A 24,765-nucleotide genomic window follows, 5' to 3' on the forward strand; every position below is an offset into this window, starting at 1 on the left:
CGAGTCATAGCTTAGACATGAGATCTTCATAATCGTAAATAATCACCCGTTTCTTTTCGTAATGAATAAGACCCTGCTCCTTCCATTTGTTCAATGTTTCCGTTATCGTCTGTCTGCTGCACCCGATAATGTAGGACATCTCTTCATGACTCAGCGGTAGCCTGACATGAATTTCGCTCTGCTTCCACTCTCCGATCTGACTCAGGAAATAGGCGAGCCTCCAAGCGACGGGTCGGGAGATGAGTGTTTCTACATACCTTTGGGTAGATAGCAAACGCCTTGCATTAGAAACAGTTAGTGCATAAAGGACATCCGGTCGGCTTAGTACCAAGCTTTTAAAATGATCTGCAGGTACGAGTAGCACTTCGCTGTTCAGTATACATCGCCCGAATCTTTGTCTATGCTGGCCGGTCAACACCTCAGCTGCACCGAATACTTCACCCATACTGCGTAAAAACAAAGTAATACCATGGCCTTCCTCTGCCGATTGCGAGATTTTAACAAGTCCAGACCTGAGAAAATAAATATGCTTACTTTCCTCATCTTCTCTGAAGATAGATTCATTTTTTTTATAATGCTGCGAAACCCCGTATTCTTCAAATAACTCAGCTAATAAAACCTGCTCATGATTACCTTTTTCCTTCATTGGGTCCTTTAAAGAAGAAGCTTGTTTTTCTGACATACTATCGTCACCCCAATACAAGAAAATGTAATAATTCTTACTTAACCTATAGGTATTATAATAAATTAAAAAAGGATAAAACAGTCATCTAGCCGACAAAATGAATTTATAAATAAATTAAAGTAATCGTGTTGTGGATGAACAACTTGACCTAGGAGAGCATCTATTTTTCCCAGTGCAATATAAGTTTCTTTTGATGTCCAGTCCAGTATTGCTTGTTCATTATTAAGATGAAAAAAGTCCCCTTATAAATAAGGAGACCTCTTACTTCTACCAGTTCGCTACTTGCAATACCTACTCAAATAATCTAATAATAACAACGGCTGCTTGAGCTCTTGTCGCCAAAGAACTAGGTGCAAAATCACCATTGTTCATCCCCTCAATGATGCCTGCTTGCTGCATACTTGTTACTCCTTCCAGAGCATAGCTGCTAATTGATGCCTGATCCGTAAATGTGATAGCAGTGTTATTCGTCGCTGAATGAACATTCCTTACCTGCATCGTCCTATAAACCATGACAGCCATATCCTGACGACTGATTCTGTCGTTAACACCAAATAAGGTAGCTGATTTACCATTTACGATTCCTAGCTTCTGCGCGCTTGCAATTGAACTGTAATACCAGGAATTGGGTTGAACATCTGCCAGAGTTGTAGCCGCATTAGGATCATTCAGATCGAAAGCGTTAACCAACATCGTAATAAACTCCGCCCTCGTCACCTGACTCTCTGGATTAAACTGGGAATCCCCTACTCCCTGTACAACGCCTCTTGCCGCCAGCGCTTCAATTGCGTCGCTCGCCCATTTTACACTCGCAAGATCATGGAAACTCACTTCTGTATACGCTGCTAAATATCTACTGAAGTGCTTTGCCTTAAATGCCACCATGCCTGTTACAGAATCATATTTACCATTCTTGATGGCCTCCAACTTGCCGTCGTCTGTCAAATAGTAAACGACAATTTTATTGGGATTCTCGCCTGGCGTTAAGCTATAAGGTAATTCCACTTTGACCTCATTGCCATTGAAATTCGTTACTTTCTTGCCATTCACCATTAAGCTAAAATCATAAATCGACGCAGAGGAGCCAATCTGTTGCCGTGCCTCCGCAGATAACGAGGAGGTATCTACCTTTGCGACTTGAAGCTGAATGTGGGTAGCTCCTTCTTTTTCGAGCAACTTCGAAGACAACGAAACCATGGCGAATCCGGTATCGACCTTAAGGACATCAACTTGCTTTTTACCAGCAGCAAGGAATTCCTGTACAGGGACATCCACCTTTACTTCCTTCGCCTCTCCTGTCGCTTTCGCAGAAATAATAACTGTGCTGTCAGTTGAGTTTTGGATGGCTTCTGCCAAATCCTTTTCTGTCATTACGGCTGAAGCTATCCCCTGCTCATCCAATTTAAGCGCAACAGTTATCTTATTATGGTCAACCTGTGAAGAAGGTTGTTCTGCAGGAGGAACTGTACTGCCTCCACCTGATGATGGATTTTCACTTGTTGCAGTTGTAACCGTTACAGTCGAATTTGCCGTTAATCCACCATCCTCTGTAGTAACGGTAATCGTAGCTGTTCCAGCCGCAATACCAGTAACTTTACCGGTTTGATCAACCAATGCTACCGCTGTGTTACTAGAAGACCAGCTAACGCCTTTATTGGTTGCATTCGAAGGTGCCACGACCGCTTGTAATTGTTGACTAGCACCGGTTTTAATACTAGTAGAGCTACTATCCAACGAAATACCTGTTACTGAAATTGGAGTCGAAGGACCATCGGCCGTCGTACTTTTCAGAACAACCATGTCACCTGCCTCTACTTGAATCACGGCATTTCCATTAGTAACCGGATAAACCTTTTCAGACTTCAAGTCCATCAAATCTGAGTCAGCTGGAACGGAAACACTTGCATCCGTAACTCCTTTGTTAAGTGCTACATATGCCCAATTATTTTCCGCTGTTTGTAGGCGATATACATTAACTTGAACACTGCTGACAGGTACTTGTTCCGTAACCAGTCCTTGTGCTCCTTTGCCTTTCGGATAGAGAACTGTCAAGTAATTCTGATTTGGCTGATTCGTAATCCGAATGTAATTCAGCTTATTATCACCGTCTATTTTCGGAACCATATTAGTTGTACGTCCCCACTCCTGGGTGATGTTTGGATTAGCCGGCTGAAGCACAGTTGTTTCCAAGTCCATATTGTAATGGCCTGTGGAGGTAACTTTATTACCTTGAATGTCAGATAATTGCGAAGCAGCAACTGGCAAATTCCAAATTGTACTGGAGCTGGAACCCTTAATTTGATCCCAAATGACGAAAGCCTCCATGCCGTCTTTCACATAGGCAATCTTCCGTGTCTGTGAACCCGTTGAGCTGGCATTCGGATCAGCAACGCGCAGCGATGTCGTATCCAAGTGCGCATTCGTCGAAAAGCTATGATTATCACTGATTGCTGGTGTGTTCAAGTAAGACGTGTTATCCGTTTTCTTAAATTGAACAGTGGAATGAGATGATGAACCCGTATACCAAGCTTTAGTCCCAGCAAAATAACTTTCAACCCCTGAATCCAATACTAATGGCGTTCCGCCCGCATAAAGGACAAAGGATCCCTGATCAAAATGTCCATGACCAAGAGCTTTTGTGTTCGCCATGATCGACATAAACGTCTCATTCGGATTACCGAAACGGTTGCGGAACATAACAAGCCCGACTCCCTGATATTTATCTGTCGATTTTAAATCCAAAGGCGTAAAAGCCGGCGTGTAATGAAGTGGTGTGAAGAAGCTTTCAAGCAAAATCGTCTCTACACCATTTGCTGGCAATCTACTTCCGGCCTTCAACCAAGTCTGAAACATCTTAGAAGCTAGCGCTTCATTGGTACGACCAATTTCATCATAATAAACACCAAGCAATGAAAACTCGTTGCCACTCGTCATAATGTCGTCACCAAAAATTGGCGAGTTGATCATATTATCGGTATATACATAAGGCGGCGTCTGAACTTCAAGATTGTACTCAAACATTTTAACCAACTTCGGATTGGCGAACCAATCTTCCCCTGTCTCGTTACGAAGAGATTTCGCATAGGCTGCCAACCGTTGGAGCACTGCAAAATGGTAACGAACGGATTCCGGCCACTCCCCTTCTGCTCCGACTTGATAATTTAACTGAGCTTTCAGAAGCTTATTCGCGTTGGCAATTAGCAGTTTGCTAGCTGGAAGTTCTGGAAAGACCATACCAAGCATGCTGGCTCCCGTCACTGCATCGGACTCCCAGTTACTAGCTCCAAGCTGAACAGCGTAATCATCCAACTCGTTACGATCACGTCTGTCGTTCAAGAAAAGATTGAAATAGGTAAGCTTATCGATCAGATCACGATGCTCTTCTTCCGTGTAAACACCAGCATTCTTGATAAATGTGTAGGCAGAAGCAATAACTGACGCAACCCTTCCACCCTGCACTTTACCGTAGGCATCGATATTATCAGGTCTTGCATTAGTGAGCTGCCAATATTCTGCTCCTTGAAGAAAATCATTAAGATTGAAAAAGATCCGTTCTTTTGCTTTTTTAGCATACGTGATATCACCAGTAATCGCGTACACAAGGGCATCTGCTTGGATACTCAAATTAGAGTTCGGGCCCATGGTTGATTTCTTGTTGTTTACTAGTTCAATAGAACCGATTGCGACACCAGCTTGGTTTTTATAGGTAATAATCGCTTTGACACCATTAATTAACTTCCCATCGATTTTAGCTGCAAAAGTAAGCGTATGATTCAAACCTGGAGTTACAGGGATATTCTGCTGCGATGTCCAAATCCCTTGATCATTTGCGGTTGGATTCTCGATATAAATGGAACGAGTTCCATCATTCATGTAGTTGGTTCTATTTTCCCATCGCATAATAGGGCTTCCTTTGACAATGCTTGGCTGCCAATAATCTGGACTATTCGTTCCTGCATCAAACCCAGGGTTTAAAATATCCAAATCAGCCGCGTCAGGAGGGGAAATTTTGACACTATCAATCCATGCATGCCCCAAACCAGCAGCTTCATTGTCAGCTGAGTCTAATGTAAACTGCAATGTTGCCGTAGCTGTTCCAGCAGGTGGATTGAAATTAAGTGTAGCAGAGTTACTCCACAGCTTATACTGCGAGTTCATCGCATTGTAGTCCACTTGATCGTTCAGGAAAAGTCGATAGTTTTCCAGCTCTGCAAGTGTTTGTTGATCGGAAATTTGTTTCGCTTCTTCGTACTTTGCCCTCAGTGCAGGATCTTGATTAATCTTGTCGCGCAGCTCTTGCAAACCTGCTTCCGTGAAATAGAGATTAGAATTTGGCTCGACTTCTGTTCTCAATACCTGAGCAGCTCGCATGACGTTCATTGCATTATATACACGAACAAGTGCAGCACCAAGCGCTTCGGTATTACCATCTTGTTTTGCTTGAATAGCTGCTGTCACAGTTGAGTTCACGCCATCTACAACACTTTGCGGATATTGCCATGCGTCAGAGCCGACAACAGCTTGTTGAACAAGAGCATTAGCATCTGCCATGATTCGGTCGTACTTTTGCTGCAGCTTCGCATCCACGATTTGGTTCAAAGAGAGTTCTAAATATGGACGTTTAGCCGGATCAGCTGTGTTATTTGAATATATTTCAGAAGCGTAAGTCGTCCCCGGCGTATTATCAAAGCTAAGGGTTAGCTTTTTGTCGCCTAGCAATTCAACTTTCACCGAGCTCGTCAAATCAACGGAACCGGCACCAATCGCGTCTTTTGTACCAAGAATAAATGTATTAACGATAGGCCCGAGAATTGGATCGCCGGATGTTGGATACACAAGCGTATCTTCTTGCCAAGCATCGTTGCTTTCAACATGTACTTGTGTGTTATTTCGATCCGTTTTGAAGTTCGATACATGCAAATCCGCTTTCATCACATTAGCAGTAATGGAAGACAAATCGAACTTCATGTAAGCAGTCCGACCTTCACTGTAAATAAGCGTATTTCCATTATGCGGCTTCGTTTTCTCCGTTACCCAGACGAAGGCATCACCTGTTGGAGATAGCTGAATCGTATTATAAGTGCCTGCCAAAATATGATTGCTCGCATACCACGAAATTAATTCCTTAAGGCCATATTTCTCTGCAAACGGAAGTGAAGCCTTGGAATAGTGATCGATTGCGAACTGAATGTCTTCATCCGGTCTGGGTTTATTAAATTCTCTGTTGCGTATAAAAGGTACTTTATAAGTTCCTTTCAAAACAGCTTCTGCATGATCGATTTGTTCCTGAACAGCATCTTTGGAGGCTTGCGTGTACATGTCTGGATCAATCTGCAACAAGCCTTTTGCTTCCCAAACTAACTTAGTCAACTCTTGGCGGTAAGTGGAATACGCCAGCTTGTTTTCTTTGACGTCAATAACAGTATTAGAAATAACGGCAGTGCTTATGAAGGTCTTTCCTGCCGTCCTTAGACGATCCATTCCGAGCTCGAGATCCCCATCAGGATCATTCACTACCGTTTGGGCATACGCAATCACTGTTGCAAATTCATCTTTAGCTGCCTGTGTAACTTGTCCAGGACCAGTTCCAACGGTAAATTGATCCTGCAACTTTCCTGCCTCTAAGATCATAGTCTGTAAGGCTTGTAGCTTAGTTGCGGTACGTATTGTCAATTTCGGTACGAGAAAATTAACATAGGTAACTTCAGTAACCGTTCCGAAATGAATGTTAACTTCCATTTTCACTTTAGCATCCGTTTGATCAGCAAGCGGTCGTTGCACAACCCCCGCATCCGAAACCATTGCCGGTTGATCAGATTTCCAGGTCATTGTTGAAAATCCATATGAGCCTAATGGCTGCAAGTTTACGTTACCGAAAACCGTCATGTTATTATACTTTGCTATGAGAAGCTCCTTGTCTTTCATGACCCTCTCAGCATCCGTCGGAGTTGGCATACGAAGGACTGTGACGTTCATCGTTGCCGTATCCGTTATACCTCCATATGTGAGGGTCGCAGTTAAGGTAACAGGAACGTCCGATTGCGTATATTCGGGGCGCGTAACTACCCCCGCATTTGAAAGAACACTCGGTTGACTTGAAGACCAAGTAATAACGGTATTGGTCGCCCCTTCTAATGGTAATACCAGATTAGCCGATACGGACTTGTTGTTGAGCTGCTCAAGGAGCTTAGCCTTATCATTGGCAATGCGATCAGCTTCAGTCAAAGCCTTGAGGGTTGAAATCTCGAGTACAGGTCTGTAAGTATTTGTTACTTTAATAGACTCTTTAGAAGCTATATCGGCTGAAGTCAGTGCAATGCTGTCCACTCCACTAGCGTCCGTTCGTTTGAACACGAGTGAGAGTTTCTTATCTCCCTGTATTTCTTGAATGACAGCATCGGTCAAATTAATAGAAACCAACGTTCCAGCTGCACCGCTAGCTGCACAAGGATTGGTTGCACATGCCGTACTGATCAAGGATTCGCCTGCTTGAGTCAGATCTGGTACACCCCCCACTTTAGGGTACCACTTATCCCATGTAATTGTGTTCTCTGACCAGTTATCATAAACACTTCGATAAACAGTAAAATTTGTCGCATTCGTATTATCTTTATATAGTTTTAAAGTAGCGCTTTGAATGGGATCGGTGATATCGGATAAATCGAATTTCATTAAGCCGGATCTGCTGCTCCCAATGACTAGTGACGTAGCAGTTCCATAGTTGGTAGTGGTACTCCCTGAGTGAATCGTAGCATCGTCCGTCGGGCCCTTCTTCACCACAACAACGCTCATCCCAGAATCATCTGCAGCCAATGCCGGGGATACTGTTCCATAAAATAAACTGAAGAACATACAAAATACCAAAATACTTGAAACTCTTGTCTTCCATAATTTCACGACCATGAGGAGCACCTCCAAAATAATTTGTTATAGTTAATCATGTAATCGGTTGCAGGTATAGCGAATAATCCCCTCTAACTACGCTCGCATTGATTTGTGTTACTGTTTAACGAAAGATTAGCATACATAGACATGAACTTATTTAAGGTATATCTGCTGTTTTTTAAGACCGTTATGCATTGAAGAAACTATGAAAATAACATTATTTATTTGTCACCGATACATGCTCATGTTGCACATCAATTTCTAACTCTATATCCCCTGTAGAAATGAGAAGCGTATCTTCATCGAGTTTTGTTACATTCAAACTCTTCTGCCCCCTCTCTTTTGGATGCAGAATTGTTAGAAAGCCTTCATTGGCATCAGAGATGGCTCGAACATAATCCATCAAACATACGTGTTTTTGCTCACTCTCAAAAAATGCCGTGGAGCGCCCCTTTTCTAAATCTATTCGTTTCACGTTACTGACAAAAACCGTCTCCAAGTCCACATTGTAAATCCCTTCGGAATAAACGCGATTACCATCTATGAAAGAATGGTTTGCTGCCACTGGTAAATTAAATAACAACTCCCCTTCAAAATCCTGAACGGTATCACGAATGACATAGAGATCATATTCCTTTACATAGATAACCTTTCGAGTGTGAATACCTGTTCCTTCAGGATTCGCTATCTGAATGGTAATCGAATCTAGATAGTTGCCAATGTTAGCACTCACCACCGTGCTTGTCTTGGGAACATCAACCCACCCACGCTCCAAGCTATACGTTCCTGCAGAAAGATTAATCGTACCGTTACCGGACTTCTCCTGTAATGTCTTCTGTGTAGCAAACTGCATGCAAGCATGCGAATATGAACTAATATGCCAACTGGTGCTACTGTCGAAATACCCTTCAATACCGGAATCCATAACGAGCGGGATACTATTTTTATATAAAATAAACGAGCCTTGATCCAAATGTCCGTGAGCGATCGGCTCAGGACTGGACATAATAGCAAAATAACTCTGGCTGATGGTTCCGTAGTTTTTCCTGAATACATAAATTCCTGCATTCTTATAATGCAGGGTTGAATCTAAGGAAATGGATCCAGAAACCTGATAAGTATCACCTTTACCGAGAATATTATCGAGAGCTATACCTTCGCCCCAAAACTTCTTAAACGGCTTACCTGCCATGCGCCACGAATGATACATGCGATCCGCTAATGTTTTATCAACCTTTTCGATGTCTACTAAATAGGTTCCGTAGCTCCCGAATTCGGCCCCTCCGCTCAAGGCATGATCTCCGAATGGCGGCGTTCCAATGCGTCCATCAAAAAATGAGTATCCCGGTGTCTGTACATCGATGCTGAAATCAAACATGTGGGCAAGCGATGTTGTCTCGAACCAATTTTCTCCGATGGCATGATTCAGCACTCTGGCAAAACCGGCAAAGCGCTCCAACGCCGCATGATGGTAACGGATTGACTCCGGCCAAGAAGAATCCGGATTGACGTTTAGCTCCAGTTGAGATTTCAACACCATATAAGCATTATAGAACCATGCTTTTCGATTCGGGAAGTCGTCCAGCACCATCATCATATAAGCTGTCCCCGCACACATATCCGTTTGCCAATTGCCGCTGCCATGTTGGGCTTCTAGGGGAGAAAGCTCAGTACGATCCCTCAAATCAAGCATATAAGGCAGCAAATATTCAATCATTGCATAGAAGCGCTCCTTCTCCTCACGGGTAAAGACATCCGCTTCTTTAATGAAAGAGTACGTTACTGCCACACTGCATAGGACTCTTCCACCTTGAACTGCACCATAAGAATCACTGCCATCAGGACGAGAATTACAAGCTAACCAATGCTCTGCCCCTTGACAGAAGTCATTCAAGATATACAAGATTTCATTTTTTGCTTTGAAGGCATATGTCATATCTTGTGTAAATGCGTACTGAATAGCATCGCACTGCATCGTTAACAGAAAACAAGAATTAGGTAACGAAGATTTTCGATTAAAATCATAATCAAACACGTCGAGGACCTGATCCATCTCGTCTTTAAACGTAATAACCGTTTTCAACCCTTGTTTCAGCTTCCCATCAATCTTGGCAGCGAAGGTCAACGTGTACGCCAAGCCGCCAATTATGGAAATATCCTTGACGTACGACCATCCTCCTTCATCCTCAGCTGTAGGATTACAAATATAAATGGAATGCTTAGAAGTATCCGCTTTATAGGAGAATTGCGTTTGCGAAGATGGGTTAACCGTAACTACTTCTCCTTTGGCTCCTCCGCCGCAGAATGGATACTCGCCTTCCCACTTGAGTATCGGGGTGCCACGAAGTATTTCACTCTGCCAGTGAAACGGCATGTCATCGCCTTCGTCGAATCCGCCATTCTCAATCGCCAGGGTACCGCCTTGCGCTGAAAGGATGTTCACATTGTCGATCCAGACATGGCCAAGTCCCTCCTGTTCATTCTCTTGAGACGGAAGAATGAATGAGAGCGCCGCTTTGACCGCTCCCTCCGGCGCTCGGAAATTGACGATTTTATCCGTGGAGCTCCATACATAAAAGTGCTTATTTATTTCCTCATAATCGTTTTTATCCTTCACGACTAAATCAAGTGCCTTTTCGATGTAATCCAAACTGTATGTGTTTGCGATGTTAACGATTTGCTCATATTGTTTTTTTATCAGGATATCGGATTGGGCCATTTCCTTTACTTTCTGCAAACCATCTGGCGTCAGGTATAGTGTGGAAGCCGTATCAACTTCCGTGCGCAATACTCGTGAGAACCTGACCTCTCTACTCGTATTAAAAACCTGCACAACGGCCTTTGCTACATGCTCAACTGAGCTAGCATTTCCCTCATTGACTGCGATCAATTCCTGGATTGAAGCTTGGAGTTTAGCTACTGTAACGGCTTCGAATTGTCCAATATCTGTGCCAATCGTCGAAGAGGCTAACAACTCTTCCGCTTTGCTAATGGCAAAGTCAGCCAAGTTCTGCAGCGTTTCTAGATCTTTATTTAACATGTCTTGCTCTTTGAACCACGTTAGAGCAGGCTCCAGCCCATATTCATGATAAACTTTCCCGTCCATATTGTAGGTAGGTGCCATCGTAAAACGTTTTGTCGCAAATAAAACAGCTTCCTCTTCTCTAGGTTTGTAGAATTCACGATTTCTAATGAAAGGAACACGGTATTTCCCATTCAAAGCTAGAACTGCATCATTCACCATGGCTGTTAACGCCAGTTTAGCACCCTCGGTAAAATACTCACCTTTCGTTTTCAATAGGTTTTCAGCATTATCGACGAGCGTTTGTAATTGAGTCCAATGTTCTGTTTTTTCTCCCATTGTCCATTATCATCTCCTGTCTATAAATATGACTTATTGCTCTGCTCTATCTGCCGAAAGCGAGTTCTTCACGAACGATTCGACCTTCTTTGGACTCCACAATTCGGACGGATACATCTTCAGCCTCGATATGGTCAACTGTGAGTATCTGTGTTCTGCCGTCCTTCAGCCGTACTTCCACTGTACTGTCATCAATAGCCTGCACCGATACAACCATCGCTTGGGATTCAAATGGCTCAATAACCGTAATAAACCGACCAATCTGCCCTTCTGTTCGGACTGCATATGTGATTCGACGTTGAGTCTCGTCGCCAGGAAACGCGTCAGCTCCTATAAGCCCTACGAAACGCACAGCTCCCATCCCTGACACATCCACATTTATGGTGCCTTCCTTGTCATGATCGATAGGACTCGTCGGAATCGCATTCGAATATTCATTGCCAACAATCGTTACTCGTCCACCTTCGTAATCTTTGCCAATACCGAAGCCACGATCGATATTCTCATACATGAAGGTTAGCTCGGATAAAGGTTTTCTGCTTCCGTCTGCCAGGACTAAATAAGCATCTCCCCAGAACAGCCCTTGTTTGGTTCGTTGTGGATACCGCTGCTCATTATAGACAGGATGATTGTTCACTTTTAACTTCATCATCTTCGCTCCTTGCAGCGAAACATCACATTTACCTTCACCAAGCAGCCATGCCCCAAACTCTCCTTCCGCTTGAACCTCACCATCAACCTCTACCTGATAAGTGAATGGGATTGTAATACCATGATGTTCTGCTGCTCTGCCAGTGATTTGAACTGATTGACGTGGCCAAGCGGTATGAACGTCCATCTTCAGTACGCCAGGGATATTATGTGCAGTTCGATTCCCGCGCATATCTTCCCCATCGCCGAACACCGTCTCGAAGCTGGCGATGCTTGCTCCAGAGACTTCATACCAATGGCAGTCCGTTATAAACTGGGCGTCCGACAAAGGATTATCCGTCCATTGACTCGTATGTTTAGTTAAACTCACATCCTCCCCTTGGATCCCTTTAAACCCTTTAATTTGAAATAGGCTGTCGTACTGATGCTCCTTTTCTCCTTTCACATAATCAAACAAAACCAAATAATCATCCGTAACGGCCATCACTCTTCGCTGTACGATCGGTTCCGTGAAATCCGATAAAGCGCCATATGGTGGTGCATCCTTCACTTCTGGCAGCCAACTTGCGTTCATTAGACACCGATCTGCCAATGTTTCATTGTCGTTATAAATCATGCCGCCATAAGGCGGATAAGACCAACGTGACACAGTTTCGATTGCTGTAGCCTGAATGACTTGCCCGCTATAAAACATCAGGCGTTTGGAGTCGCTTGGCACCTGCATTTTCCCGTCGACAACCACCATGTTTTTGGTCATCGAATTCTGCACATAAAACTTATACATAAAATGCCCGTAGCCCCACCAGACATGCTCAGGATTAAAGAAGCTGCGTCCATGACGCATGATGGATAGCACTTCTGTGCGATCGAAATGACCATGTGCATACCCATGTGAACCATATCGCAGGACAGCTTGAATTTGATCTTTTTGTTCGCGGTTCTCCGTCTGACTTCTTAACATGGCGATACCTACATTATCTGAAAATGCGTTTTTCTTCGTATAGGTAGAGACATACTCTGGTAGCTCGGCATGCCCGAAAATAGGATCTACTTGTTCAAACCTCTGAATAACCGCGATGTATTCTGGATCCTTATAATATTGATAGGCCAAATCAAATGTAGAACCGAAATGAACGCCATCCAATTTCTTCTCATCGGAATCACTGATGCCGAACAGCACACCACGATCATCGAGGAACGGAATGACCGCATCGAACAAATCTTTGATACAAACGTAGCTTTTACGATTGCCGCCCCACTTCTTGTTGTACATCCCGAATCTTACTTCCGCTTCTTGGCCGTCATATGTACTGTTAACTTCGTCATTAAATGGAATCCTGAAATGCGTGTGCAGCAAATTGTATCCGAACGGAAGTAGCGCATGCGCAGTATGGATATACATGGACGAAACCCACGTGTTGTATCCTACAGAACATTCATGCCACCATCCATCGTTAAACAAACCGTATTTCAATTGCTCGATCGAGCCTCCAGCGCCGTATACAAAGCGAAGTGCTCTTTCCATATCTTGAATCGCTAGTGCACAATACAAGGCACCTGTGATTTCGGATAAGAGCCAATTGGAAATATGACCTCTCTGAAGATGGTGATCCAGGATGTCCATGTAGATCCGGAACGATTGTTCAATACCACGATGATCTTCCTCGGTTAGCACATTAGCATCGTGAATGATATCGTAAGGAATCGCTAAATGCTGAAAAAAGTGCCCCTCCTGCACATAGCTTTGGCTGCAACCCTTCTTCTTTTTCGGATATCCGTTGTCTTCATCAATGAAATAACGTAAGAATTCCGCTACTTTTTCTGCATACTTCAACTCCTTGGTCAATGCATAGGCATATGCAGCCGACATAATCCCATATTCTTCACTTGTGTTATAGCAGTAGTCTCTCTCATTAACAGGTAGCGGCGGAGTCACCTCCCACTGATCGGCAACTGTGATGATATTGTCATACCCTGATTTAAAGACGGCATGGGTATCAATCTTCTTTTTAACCGCTTCCCATTGTTCTTCATTATGATAAATATAAGGATGCTGTAAGCTGCGCATCGTTTTTAATGCGACTTGAACGGCATTTTCACTGTCTCCGCCTGCGATAAAACGAAGAGTCGTCGTTTCATGCCCCCCAGGCACCATTCGTTCATGTACGTTAACCCTCGCTGTAACCTTCTGCTCCCCATTTGACTCTAAAATAAATCGCGAAGGTGTAACGATCGGCAGTAATGACTCCCAGCCTTCAAACACCTGCTTGACAGTAACGCTTTGCTTATCCTCCGTGCAATTATGAATTGTCATCGTATAAACAACATCATCACCAATCTCACCGGATTTGCCCCGTACATCGCTTTCCACATAGATTTTCTGACCTCTTCGAAGTTCCGCCCGAATGAGTTCAGCTTCTCCGTGCAGCTCAAAACCTTTGAGAAATCTCCAAATATTTCCTTTGCTCGTTTCCATATCAAAATCAGACAACTTCAGTCTGACTCTATGCTCTCCCGCTCCTGCCAGCCAGATCACTGCAGTCACTGACCGCCCATCGATGAACCTAGCTATTACGTTTACTTCCGTTTCTTCATCTGCTGAATAAATGGCAAGTTCCAAACCATGCCAGCCCATGACATCCAGCGCTGCATCATTCCCTCTTTCGAACCCAATCGGATACCAACCAACGGCCCCCTCTGGAGTTGGAAATTCCAATTTCAAGCCCTCTTTCAGTTGATACCCATAGCCGCCTTTGGCGCCTGAATGATGCCACTCTTCCAACATATTTATTCGATTTGTCATTTGATTCACTCCTTTCTACTTTTAAAAGTTTGACAAAAGAAAGCGACATTTGAGCACAATCACACTCAACTGTCGCCCGTATTATTATTTGCCGCCTTTATCCAAATAAGCTTGGATTTGCTTCTGCAGCTCTGTGCGGACTTTATCCATGCCAAGCGCTTTCAACTCACCGCTCAACTTTGCAGTCTGAGCTTCCCAGTCTTTGATTTGACCAGCTTTTAGCAGTTGAATAAATGGATCCGTTTTGGAGGTAATACTTGCAACTTCCGCTTTCACATTTGTACTGTCAAATGTAAACATGGCTAACGGCGCTGAATAATACGTATCCGCTTTCGCCGAGTATTCAAAATATTTGCGTGATGTGTCATCCAAATCTTGACTGAGTCGGATCATCGTTGGATTCCAAGACATTTCAAAAGCATTAAACACATAATTTTTGGACTCATCCAATAATTTCATTTGATTGCTGCCTACTGCTTCCCAGTGTATACCTGGAATACCGTATTCAATTAAATCATGGTTTTCTTGAGAGCTAAACAACCAATCGAAATACTTCATTGTTCTATCTATGTTTTTAGAAGTCGTAGGAATTGCAATCGAATTGTTTGATCTGTAGTTCGTGCTGATGGCTTGCGGTTTCATATCACGAATATCTTTTCTCAGCACGAAAAACTCCAGATCTGCCGTAGAGATCGTTTCTTTCAGCTTCTTTCTATCTGCTGCAAAGGAGCTAATTGTGCCATAATAAGAAGCTGCTTTTCCTGACATGAAATAAGCTTTATTATCCTTTTGGCTAACAACGTCTTTCTCTAAAAACTTGCTCCATTCCGCCCATTTATCGTACTGTGGATAAGCAGTCTTAGCCGTATTGAAGGGAGCAGGCAGCTTCGCAAACGCTGCAGTGTCGTCACCCAGCGCAGCCATATTTTGAACTTTCTTCCCATCATCAGATAGTTGAACAAGTATTGGAATACCAGCAATACCAACTGTACCAACATTAGGAATCTTCGTATTACTTTCACCTGTCCAAATTTCCTGAAAGCCGCCATTACCTTTTACCGCAAGAGGAGTTAGCGTTTTATCAGCCTCTTGTACTTTCTTATAGAAATTCTCTAGATCTTCATAACTGTTAATCTTATCTAAACCGTATTTCTCCCGTAAATCTTTACGAATATACACGACAGGTAGATCAAAGAAATATTGCGTGAAAGGAATCGTGTACAGATGTCCGTCAAAACGCTTATTCGCTTCTACAAATTCAGGAGTAAAAGCCTTCTTTAAACCTGGATAGGCATCATTATTAAAATATTTATCCAGCTGCGCATAGGCACCTTGTGGTACAAGCTCCTTCAGATTCATAAAATCGGCGTCAAACACGAAGTCAACCTCTTCACCGGCAGTCATCATCAACTTCACTTTTTGCTTATGATCAGCACTGGGATTCCATTGAATATTTAATTTCGTATTCAGCGAGTCTTTGGTCCGCTTTTCGAATTCATCCATAACGAGTTGCATATCTTTCGGCGGATCACCGAAAAGCATCCCCTTTAGAGTCACAGGCGAAAGTTTCGCTGGTGCTGCGGAAGCAGCAGCAGAAGCTGCTGGACTTTCTTCAAGTTGTTTGGAATCGCTGCAAGCCGTAGCCGTAGTAATCACTGCTACTGCCAATAACGAAGTAGAAAGCGTTCTCGTTTTCATGTCTTTATCCTCCCTAATATTCCTCATCTATACTAAACCGCAGACAGCGGAACTAGCCTTTCACAGCACCAACCATTAAACCTTTGACAAAATATTTCTGTAAAAACGGATACAAGAAAATGATTGGGCCGATCGTAACGATTGTCGTAGCCAACCGTACTGTAATCGCTGGCGGGACAAAGTTGGGGATATTTACATCGGCAGAAACCTGATTAATATAGTCCAAATTGTTCATAATACGCTGAATTAAATATTGCAGCGGAAACTTATGTGGATCGTTGATATACAGCAGCGCGCTGAACCAATTGTTCCAATAACTCAAAGCGTAGAACAAACCAATTGTAGCGAGCGCGGGCAGCGAAACTGGAAGAATAATACGAAATAAAATATAGGCATCGTTCGCACCATCCATCTTTGCGGATTCAGCAAGCGACTCATCAATCGTTGCAAAGAAATTTCGCAGTAGAAACATGTTCCAAGCGCTGATCATGCTCGGGATGATGAGTACCCAAATCGAGTCTTTCATTCCTAAATATTTGGAAATCAACAAATAGGAAGCGACCAAACCACCATGGAACAGCATCGTAAAATAAACGAAAAACGCGATTTTATTTCGATATTTGACCGATTTAACGGAAATGGCGTAAGCCATTGCGCTGGTGAAAATCATCGATAACGTCGTGCCGACGAGGGTAACGAAGGTGGTCACTCCATACGCGCGAAAGATTGTATTATCTTCAAAAATCAATTTATACGCCTGTAGGGAGAATTCTTTTGGAAAAAATGTATAGCCTTTCTTCAATATTTCTCCTTCTGTAGCAAACGAGCTTGCCAGAACCGAAATAAAAGGAATCAAACAGTAAATCGAGAACAAAACAAGAATGAGATAAAAAACGAATTTCAACAACTTGTCTGATAAACTCTCTTGAATCATATGCAGCCTCCATTTCTTAAAAGATAGCCGAGTCTGGCGATGTTTTCTTAGCCACATAGTTCACTGTGATCACTAAAATGAATCCAATAATCGATTGTAAGAAGCCGACAGCTGCTGACATCCCCATGTCCCCAAGATCCATTAATGCACGGAAAACGTAAGTGTCAATGACATCTGTCGATGGATAAAGAAGCGGATTTCTGCCAATAATCGCATAAATCATGCCGAAATCTCCGTTAAAAATGCCCCCGACTGCAAGTATGGTCAATAGAATGACTGTCGACTTCAAGAGCGGCAGGGTGATAAAACGAATTTTCTGGAAACGACTCGCGCCGTCCATGGCAGCAGATTCATAAATTTCCGGATTAATACCCGAAATCGTGGCCATGTAGACAATGGAACCGAAGCCAGCCCCATGCCAAATTTTCAACATAACGAGAATGGCTGGCCAGTAGTGCGGAGAAGACAAGTATTGTATGGGTTCAATCCCGAACATACCTATGAATTGGTTTAAGAATCCTCCATCTGTCGCCACGAAAGCTGTCATGAACATGGCAACAACCGTCCAAGAGAGAAAATGCGGAAAAATCATAACGGATTGGGAAATTTTCTTAAACCATTTACCTCCAATCTCCGTCACCATAATCGCGATCGCAACAGCGGCAATCGTTCCGAATGTAATAAACAGTACGTTCAGAAATACCGTATTGCTCACGATTTTAATCCAATCGCTGGAGTTGAAGAAGAATTGGAAGTTTTTTAATCCGACGAATTTACTTCCAGTAATCCCCTTCACCGCTTTGAAGTCTTGGAAGGCGACAACAATCCCCCCCATTGGTAGATAAGCAAAGACTAAGAACCAGATAACTCCGGGAAGCGCCAAAAAGTACATAAATTTATTAACCTTCAGCTCGTAAAGAAAAGCACTAACCGCACCACGTTGTTTCTTAACCTTCGATGCTTTCATCGTTGTTTGTGTAGATGTAATTGTGTTGCTCATCTTGTTGTTTCCTCCTTTCACCAGCTCGATGACTCTACTTTACGTTGGATCGTTTCTTCTTGAAAGTTTAAGATGTAGTCAAAATCACTGGTTTTCACCGAAATCCATGTGTGAAATTACACCACTTTCATTCATTTATGCTTTTATCATCTAAAAAGCGAACATATGAACTTATTATGCCAAAGTTCATAGGTCCGCTATCAGATTTTAAATACGTATCATGTTGCTGGAATACGCCTTATTACGCTTCTTGTACGCTGAACTTATGATGTTTCCTATAGTGATCCGGTGTCTTGCCGCAATGCTTTTTGAAAGATACATAAAAATAATTCGTATTTTCCATCCCTACCATCTCGCCAATTCTATTTGCTGGAAGATCGGTTTCAACGAGCAGTTCTTTGGCTTTGGCGAAACGGTATTCACTCAAATAGGAGGTAATCGATTGTCCCGCAATCTCTTTAAACACTTTACGCATGTAATTCATAGAGAGGCCGCCTACTTCCACCAATGACTCAACGGTTAAGTTCGAATCTGCATAATGCTCATGAATATATAGAATTATTTTATCCACAATCCACTTGTTCTTCTGTTGCGACTGCAAGTCTCTAGAGCCAATGGTTTGCTCACATAACTCTAAATACCAAGCCTCGATTTCTTCTATCGTCTCCCATTGATTGAGCGTTGCCATGAGGCCACCGATATCCATGATTGAATCCGTGCTGATCGGCATGGTCATTGCTTTAGCTGTTCGCGCTGTAGAAATGAGCAACTGAGTCAAGCTGAGCATCATCTCATCAGGTGTAGCTTGGCGGGTATAGGCAAGGAAGGTAGCAAAGGCTTCTCTGATGCTCGCCATATCCCCGAGTTTTAACTGATCCGTGATCTGTTTCTCCAAGGCAGAGACTTGGCTGTCTTGCAGCGGCTCTCTCGACTTTTCGATGCCTGAGTGTATAATGGCTCCGTTCCCAAAGATAATGCGATAAGTGGAAGCAAGCTTAGCTGCCTCCCTTGAGGATTCGATTTCCGATAAAGCTAAACTCTCCGATCCCACTGCAATTGAAACGGATAGATGTAGAAATTGAGCCACATTGTCTTGAATGACTTGCAGCATATCTGTGATTTTCGGCTCTAGCTCAATATTCTCCTGCACGTTCATAATTATTGCGATTCCATCATCGCCTGAGTCAAAACAAACAGATGGCATTCGGCTAGAACTGACCTCAACGGCTATATTCGATATTGCATATCTTAGCAAGGCAATATCTGACACCTTATACGTAGCTAGCAGCTGACGGTAGGCATCGAGTCGAAGCAAACATACAACATATCTCGGATAAGTAAATTCAATCCCCACGTTGGCCAGTTTTCTAGCCATCTCCTCTTCATTCGACCAGCCTCCAGATGTCAGCAGGCGAAGCACCTCGTGCCTTTTGGCCGATCGATAATCCTGTACACTCAACTGTAGATCCTGAATCTGATGATCCAAATAAAAAAATGTCCTACCAAGCACATCCAATTCGGATTCTCCTTGCGGCTTATTGGCACCTCCAGCGGAATGATTCACTTTCGCAAGAAGACGATGAATTGGACCGTAAATCCACTTCGTAAAGAAGCCGCCAATAAGCAAAACAATCAGAAGTAGACAGCCGGTCATCATTAAAATGAACCGTTGTGTTTCCTTGACTTCACGCAAGAGATTCTCATAATCGATTAAGCCAATGAACGTCCATCCCAAGCTTTCTGATTTGATATAGGAAACTCGGTAATTGCGACCTTCTTTTTTAAATTCAAAAGAACCTTTCGGTGTAGGAGAGTTATTAATTGACTGAACATAGGACTCATCTGTTAAATTCTTATTAATCATCTCGTTCATCGAGTGAGTAATAACGGTGCCCTGTTTATTCAAAATCATGGATTCGAACAAACTGCTTTGCGCGCCGTTCATGACCATACTTTGCAGTGTACGCTGGTCCAAATTAAGCACCATCGCGCCATTCGCCACCTTGCCAACCGCATTTGGAAATAGGAGAGAAATCACATTCATCTTATATTTCTTATCATAAATGGCATAATCGATATGTCGGGGATAAAAAATGTTCGAGCGATTGGGCTGAATACTTGCCAATAGATTAAGCACATCAGGGTCATAGAAGTCCTCAAACGATTTGACGGTACTAAGTGAAGAGAAAGCCAGCTTCTTCTGATCATTTAGCAAATAGATCGAGTGGATCAGTGGATTCGTACTGGTTAATTCATAGAGCTTGTTGCCAATCCGACCAAGTTCACTCGTATTGAAGTCCATATTATAAAAGCTCATCTGAATTTCAGGTCCGTTAAACAGACTTCCGAAATTAGTGAATGTCGATGTCAATAAAATGTTCGCTGTATTGAAAGACTGTTCAATAGCCGTATCGGTTGATCGATTAATCTGTTCCGTTAAATTTCGGGACACTTTGGACGCGATGACAAACGTCAGTATGGCAATGACTAAGAGCCCTACCAACAGATAGGACAAAATAATTCGAATCAACATATTTTTATTTTTCAGGAAGGCTTGCAAACTTTTCATCACGATCCTCCTCTGGTTTATGGCAAAAGAAAAAAGAGACAGCCGTTAGATAGGTCGCCTCTTTTTACTGTATCAGAAAGGTGAAGGAAATTGGATGCAGTTTTTCAACAAATGTATGCGCTTTTTTAAGGATTTTGCATTAAGCATCCAACTCCATGTAATCAAAGAAGTCGAAGTCCGCATGCAGGCGAGTTCCTCGCAAATCCTGTGTACAAAGTCCAACGAAACCACCTGTAAAAGATAATTTCCGCTGATAGCTGTCGGCAAGATTGCCTGAGTACAACGTCGGACCGATCGTCTGCCACGCTTGACCGTCAGTGCGATAAGAGAATTGAATCTTGTCGAGATTCATTGCGGCTTTTAGATAGATGCGCTCCCCTTCAGGAATCGGCACATAAGCGTCCAACTCGTCATATTGCCCCTGATCGCTTACGACAATCGCCAGATGCTTGCCGAGCTGGTCATCGTGGGAAATGCGCAGATAGTAATGATCGGACTCATCATAATAAAGTACAAGACCTGCCATTTGGGTAAAAGCTACCGGCTCGAACGCCACGCATGTTACCATTTCGCACTGGAAGCTTTGAATGCGTCTTGCCACGAGACTTTGGTTATGCAATGAGGTCAGTGACTCTCTTCCCTTCAATCGCAAGAAGCCAGGACGCTCGGTTAAGCTTAACCATGACTCATCAGCCGGGACACGCAATGTGTGCCAATGCACACTGAGCTTCAGTTCGTCAAAATCATCCCGGATCAGGTCTGGAGCAAACGGATGCGCTGTGAGCTCCGTCTCCGGAATATACAGCTGCGGCTGCTTCCCACCTGCTGCCAGTCGCAGCCAGCCGTCCGGTGTCCACTCTACTTTTTGCAGCGAAGTTTCTCGCCCTAAGGGACTTAGCTTGTTACCATCCGGAAGAGGACGAGAACAAATAAATACCATGTACCAGTCACCGAATTGCGTTTCTACTAAGGAGCCGTGGCCTGCGTTTTGTAAAGGATGCTCTGGCGTATTTCTTGTCGTGATAATCGGATAGTCAGGATCAACTTCATAAGGACCGTCGACGGAAGTCGCCCGCATGAGAGTTGCTGCGTGCATCGGACCCGTTCCCCCTTCGGCAACGAGCAAGTAGTAGAACCCATCCTTCTTATACACCATCGGACCTTCCGTAACACCTAAATCTGTCCCTTGGGTAATCAGCTTGATTTCGCCGATCAGCTTGCCTTCATCCGGGCAGAACTCCTGCATAATGATGCCAGCGAATCTGCTTCTGTTTTTGCGAAAATCCCACTGCATGTTAAACAAATACTTGCGGCCATCCGTATCGTGGAACAAAAAGTGATCAAAACCGCTAGAATTCAGATAGATCGGCTCAGACCATGGCCCTTCAATCGAAGGCGCTGTCACAATATAGTTGTGCAGATCTTTATATACGCCTTTTCGACCAACCACATTCGTAAAACATAGATAATAGGTACCGTTGTCGTAGCTTAAGGATGGCGCCCAAATACCGCCTGAGCTTGGCACTCCGCGCAGATCAAGTTGACTCAAGCGATCTAGTGGACGTGTCAACGGCCTCCAGTTCATCAAATCTTTGGAATGATGAATGAGCACACCTGGAAACCATTCAAAGGTAGATGTTGCAATATAATAGTCATCTTCAACCCGAATGATCGATGCATCCGGGTTGAAGCCACGTAAAATTGGATTTTGAATCATGCTGTCGTGCTCCCTTGTCGTAATAGCTTGATCTCACCGCTAATACCAAACTTCACAAAATGAAATGCCTTCCCGAGAGTGTGATCAGGTGCATCTGGTGAATCCGCGAAGTTCTTGACGCCTTTGTACTGATCTGGGCTCGTCAGATGGCGGTCGCCATCCACATGCCGATGTGGACCAAACACATTAAAGGTACTAGGAATAAGCTGTACGGCAAGTTCATGTTTGCCTCTTGCGAGCCCTTCTGGCAGATTCATGTACCAATTAGGTCCCCATGTCCACCCGAGCTCAGCGCCATCAACATAAATTTGTGCTGCATCAGCATGGATGCCAGTAAGCTGCAAAGTGACATGCTCAGCATGTTGTCCTATCTCAAAGCTTTTCGTAACCTTCACTTGTGCCCCGCAAAACGGTAAGCCTGCTGCGATTAGATCAGCTGCTTCCACCTCCGAGGCTGGCGTAAGCAAGAAAGGACCTTCGGTCTGTTGCTGCCTGGCATCCTTATCAAGGTACGCCGACAAGCTTCTAACAACAAAATTCCCTTCCATGAATACGACAGGATTGGGTTCATCGACTTCAGCCAGTTCCAACAGCAGCTCCAGGCTGCCGCCTCCGGCAAGCAAGTTGTGAGGAACCCGGTAGCGATAACGTTCATCCTTAACGGTGTAATTGCCGAATACACGACCGTTCAATGACAGTGCCTTCGGTTCATCCAGAAAGACAACATCCATCTCCGAATCCTCATCGAATGCTCCGATCTCGACAGATGCTGCCAACTTGCCTCCCTCGTTCGGGGTGAACTCCACGGCAAAGAGATTGGCAGACGGAATGGATGCAACCCAAGCTGTTTGAACCGGTATCTCCTCGGTGAGCGTATGCGCACCCGGTTGCTCGCTTGGCTCGGCGCTAGCTGCAAACGCTTCTGCGGAAAGGACTTCGACGCCTGAAGCCAGCATGCGATCGACGATCGTTTTACCCGCATCATCCCGCATCCAGCTGCAGCTGTTAGAGACGAGCACCTTGCTATAAGCTCGGTGCCCGACTGTTAGCCATCCCTCGGCTACAGCCCCTATCTCCTCTAATGTACGCTCTTCGGACAGTTCATAGTGTGCGCCGGATGCATGAATCTGCTGAACAAGTGCAATAAATTGATTACTCAAGCTGCCGCTCACTGTATCTGGAACACCATCCCCGTTATGCTCGTTGATCACCATCGCATCCCGAGGGTCAAAGTGCTCCATGATGCCGCGTGTTGGTGTCACAATGAGCAGTTCCGGCTGGTTGGAACGAAGCTCTGGCAGCTCTGCAACCTTGCTGCGGATATCATCTAGCACTGCCGGGAGTGCATGCCGCCAGGTTAGATGCAGCGGCATCGATGGCGGCCAATCGTGGACCGCTTCCGACTTCAAGCGGAATTGTGCAAGATGTAGGACAAATTGTTCCAGACCATGACCAGCGAGCCACAGGATATAAGTCGAAAACGATTCGGGTGTCACGCCCCATCCACTGCCGCCATGTGCTTCTACGAGACTGCTTTCGCGGCCTTGCTGTACGGATACCGAGTGCACCATACGCGGATAGAAGTCGTTGCCGGGGAAGCGTTCCAACGCATCAATAGCCGGCATGGTCAAACCTTTTAACATATGGAAGCAGGATCCACTGTAGGACAATTGAAAGAACGGATTTTCCTCCCCTTTCAAGTGCCCCGTAAACAGCTTGCCTTGGGCTGCGCACCAATCTTGGATCGGCTTGTAAAAGCCTTCGATGAGCGCATCTGTGATCAACTCCCAATAGCGTACACGCACTTCTCTACTTCGTTCACCTTCAATAAATAACAAAGGTAAAAGCGGGTGCAAATCCTCGCCAAATCGTGCTTGGTACATTTCTGGTAGCGTACTTACCCATGGAACATCACCCTGCTTCACCGAGACGCTATGTCCATCAAGAAAGGCTACTTCATCGGTGAAAAATCCAGTCACATACGCCCAGGCCTCTTGCGACAGACCTTTGCGGTATCCTTCATGCGTAATCTCTATAAACAACGATGTCGCCTGCGGGTCCAGCGAGGATACGGCATTTTTCTTGTGGAAGTGTACCGTTCCTTCGCCACTTACTTCCTCACGCCATTCTACCCATTCACAAATCAAATCAGGACGACGAGCGATCACTTGCCCACTTGCCGTTCCCGATGGCCAACCGTTTTCGTCATAAATCCAGAAGCTCATCTCAATTGATTTCGCATACAAAATCAAATCGGAGACGATAGTCAAATATGCTTTGCTCATATAGACAGGTATATCCGGATAATTGCGAGGATGAAAGACGACACCCGTTATCCCCGTCACTTGCATGTCATCCAGCTGCTGCTTTAATTTGCCTAAATCCAAGCTGTCATTAATAGCCCACAGCGCCATAAACCTCAAACGGCTTGCATCCATGATGTTTAATGCTCCTTTTAGTTA

10 protein-coding genes and 1 pseudogene are annotated in these 24,765 nt (G+C 44.1%); all 11 read right to left on the reverse strand.

Translation table 11 applies throughout. The features are described 5' to 3' along the window. Nucleotides 1-4 precede the first annotated feature (4 nt). The 11 genes and pseudogenes from AC58VC_RS05640 to AC58VC_RS05690 all read right to left on the reverse strand — a co-directional run bounded on the left by AC58VC_RS05640 (nt 5) and on the right by AC58VC_RS05690 (nt 24,741). Nucleotides 5-682, reverse strand: coding sequence for a Crp/Fnr family transcriptional regulator (locus AC58VC_RS05640; protein WP_497367828.1), 678 nt, complete (start codon nt 680-682; stop codon nt 5-7). 149 nt (nt 683-831) lie between these two features. After that, nucleotides 832-924: pseudogene (locus tag AC58VC_RS05645) on the reverse strand (NAD(P)H-dependent oxidoreductase); the annotation flags it as partial. A 52-nt stretch (nt 925-976) separates the two neighbouring features. Then, nucleotides 977-7,588 (reverse strand): immunoglobulin-like domain-containing protein, encoded by a 6,612-nt coding sequence (locus tag AC58VC_RS05650; RefSeq protein WP_497367829.1) that lies wholly within the window; start codon nt 7,586-7,588, stop codon nt 977-979. A 199-nt stretch (nt 7,589-7,787) separates the two neighbouring features. Continuing rightward, entirely contained in the window at nt 7,788-10,931 is a 3,144-nt protein-coding gene (locus tag AC58VC_RS05655; RefSeq protein WP_497367830.1) for a heparinase II/III domain-containing protein, read from the reverse strand. Between the two features lie 46 nt (nt 10,932-10,977). Next, entirely contained in the window at nt 10,978-14,385 is a 3,408-nt protein-coding gene (locus AC58VC_RS05660; RefSeq protein WP_497367831.1) for a hypothetical protein, read from the reverse strand. A gap of 84 nt (nt 14,386-14,469) precedes the next feature. Then, nucleotides 14,470-16,083 carry an extracellular solute-binding protein gene (locus AC58VC_RS05665; RefSeq protein WP_497367832.1) on the reverse strand — a complete coding sequence of 538 codons (1,614 nt, stop codon included), beginning with the start codon at nt 16,081-16,083 and terminating at the stop codon, nt 14,470-14,472. A gap of 52 nt (nt 16,084-16,135) precedes the next feature. Beyond that, the gene (locus tag AC58VC_RS05670) at nt 16,136-17,017 is read right to left on the reverse strand and encodes a carbohydrate ABC transporter permease (protein WP_497367833.1); all 882 of its coding nucleotides are present in this window, start codon (nt 17,015-17,017) and stop codon (nt 16,136-16,138) included. Nucleotides 17,018-17,033: 16 nt separating this feature from the next. Next, nucleotides 17,034-18,017: an ABC transporter permease gene (locus tag AC58VC_RS05675; RefSeq protein WP_497367834.1), complete on the reverse strand. Its 984-nt coding sequence runs from the start codon at nt 18,015-18,017 to the stop codon at nt 17,034-17,036. A gap of 241 nt (nt 18,018-18,258) precedes the next feature. After that, complete coding sequence (locus AC58VC_RS05680) at nt 18,259-20,586, reverse strand: AraC family transcriptional regulator (protein ID WP_497367835.1); 2,328 nt, start codon at nt 20,584-20,586, stop codon at nt 18,259-18,261. Between the two features lie 139 nt (nt 20,587-20,725). Next, nucleotides 20,726-22,303 carry a glycoside hydrolase family 43 protein gene (locus AC58VC_RS05685; RefSeq protein WP_497367836.1) on the reverse strand — a complete coding sequence of 526 codons (1,578 nt, stop codon included), beginning with the start codon at nt 22,301-22,303 and terminating at the stop codon, nt 20,726-20,728. Beyond that, entirely contained in the window at nt 22,300-24,741 is a 2,442-nt protein-coding gene (locus AC58VC_RS05690) for a hypothetical protein (protein WP_497367837.1), read from the reverse strand. Before AC58VC_RS05690 ends, AC58VC_RS05685 begins: the two co-directional genes overlap by 4 nt. Between the last annotated feature and the right edge of the window lie 24 nt (nt 24,742-24,765).

This window comes from Paenibacillus sp. J22R67, from assembly GCF_059692175.1.

Excerpts from the sequence above, each read along its gene's own strand:
- AC58VC_RS05665 (WP_497367832.1), bottom strand. The coding sequence starts at position 16,083 with ATGAAAACGAGAACGCTTTCTACTTCGTTATTGGCAGTAGCAGTGATT.
- AC58VC_RS05650 (WP_497367829.1), bottom strand. The coding sequence starts at position 7,588 with ATGGTCGTGAAATTATGGAAGACAAGAGTTTCAAGTATTTTGGTATTT.
- AC58VC_RS05640 (WP_497367828.1), bottom strand. The coding sequence starts at position 682 with ATGTCAGAAAAACAAGCTTCTTCTTTAAAGGACCCAATGAAGGAAAAA.
- AC58VC_RS05670 (WP_497367833.1), bottom strand. The coding sequence starts at position 17,017 with ATGATTCAAGAGAGTTTATCAGACAAGTTGTTGAAATTCGTTTTTTAT.
- AC58VC_RS05685 (WP_497367836.1), bottom strand. The coding sequence starts at position 22,303 with ATGATTCAAAATCCAATTTTACGTGGCTTCAACCCGGATGCATCGATC.
- AC58VC_RS05655 (WP_497367830.1), bottom strand. The coding sequence starts at position 10,931 with ATGGGAGAAAAAACAGAACATTGGACTCAATTACAAACGCTCGTCGAT.
- AC58VC_RS05660 (WP_497367831.1), bottom strand. The coding sequence starts at position 14,385 with ATGACAAATCGAATAAATATGTTGGAAGAGTGGCATCATTCAGGCGCC.
- AC58VC_RS05680 (WP_497367835.1), bottom strand. The coding sequence starts at position 20,586 with ATGAAAAGTTTGCAAGCCTTCCTGAAAAATAAAAATATGTTGATTCGA.
- AC58VC_RS05675 (WP_497367834.1), bottom strand. The coding sequence starts at position 18,017 with ATGAGCAACACAATTACATCTACACAAACAACGATGAAAGCATCGAAG.
- AC58VC_RS05690 (WP_497367837.1), bottom strand. The coding sequence starts at position 24,741 with ATGGATGCAAGCCGTTTGAGGTTTATGGCGCTGTGGGCTATTAATGAC.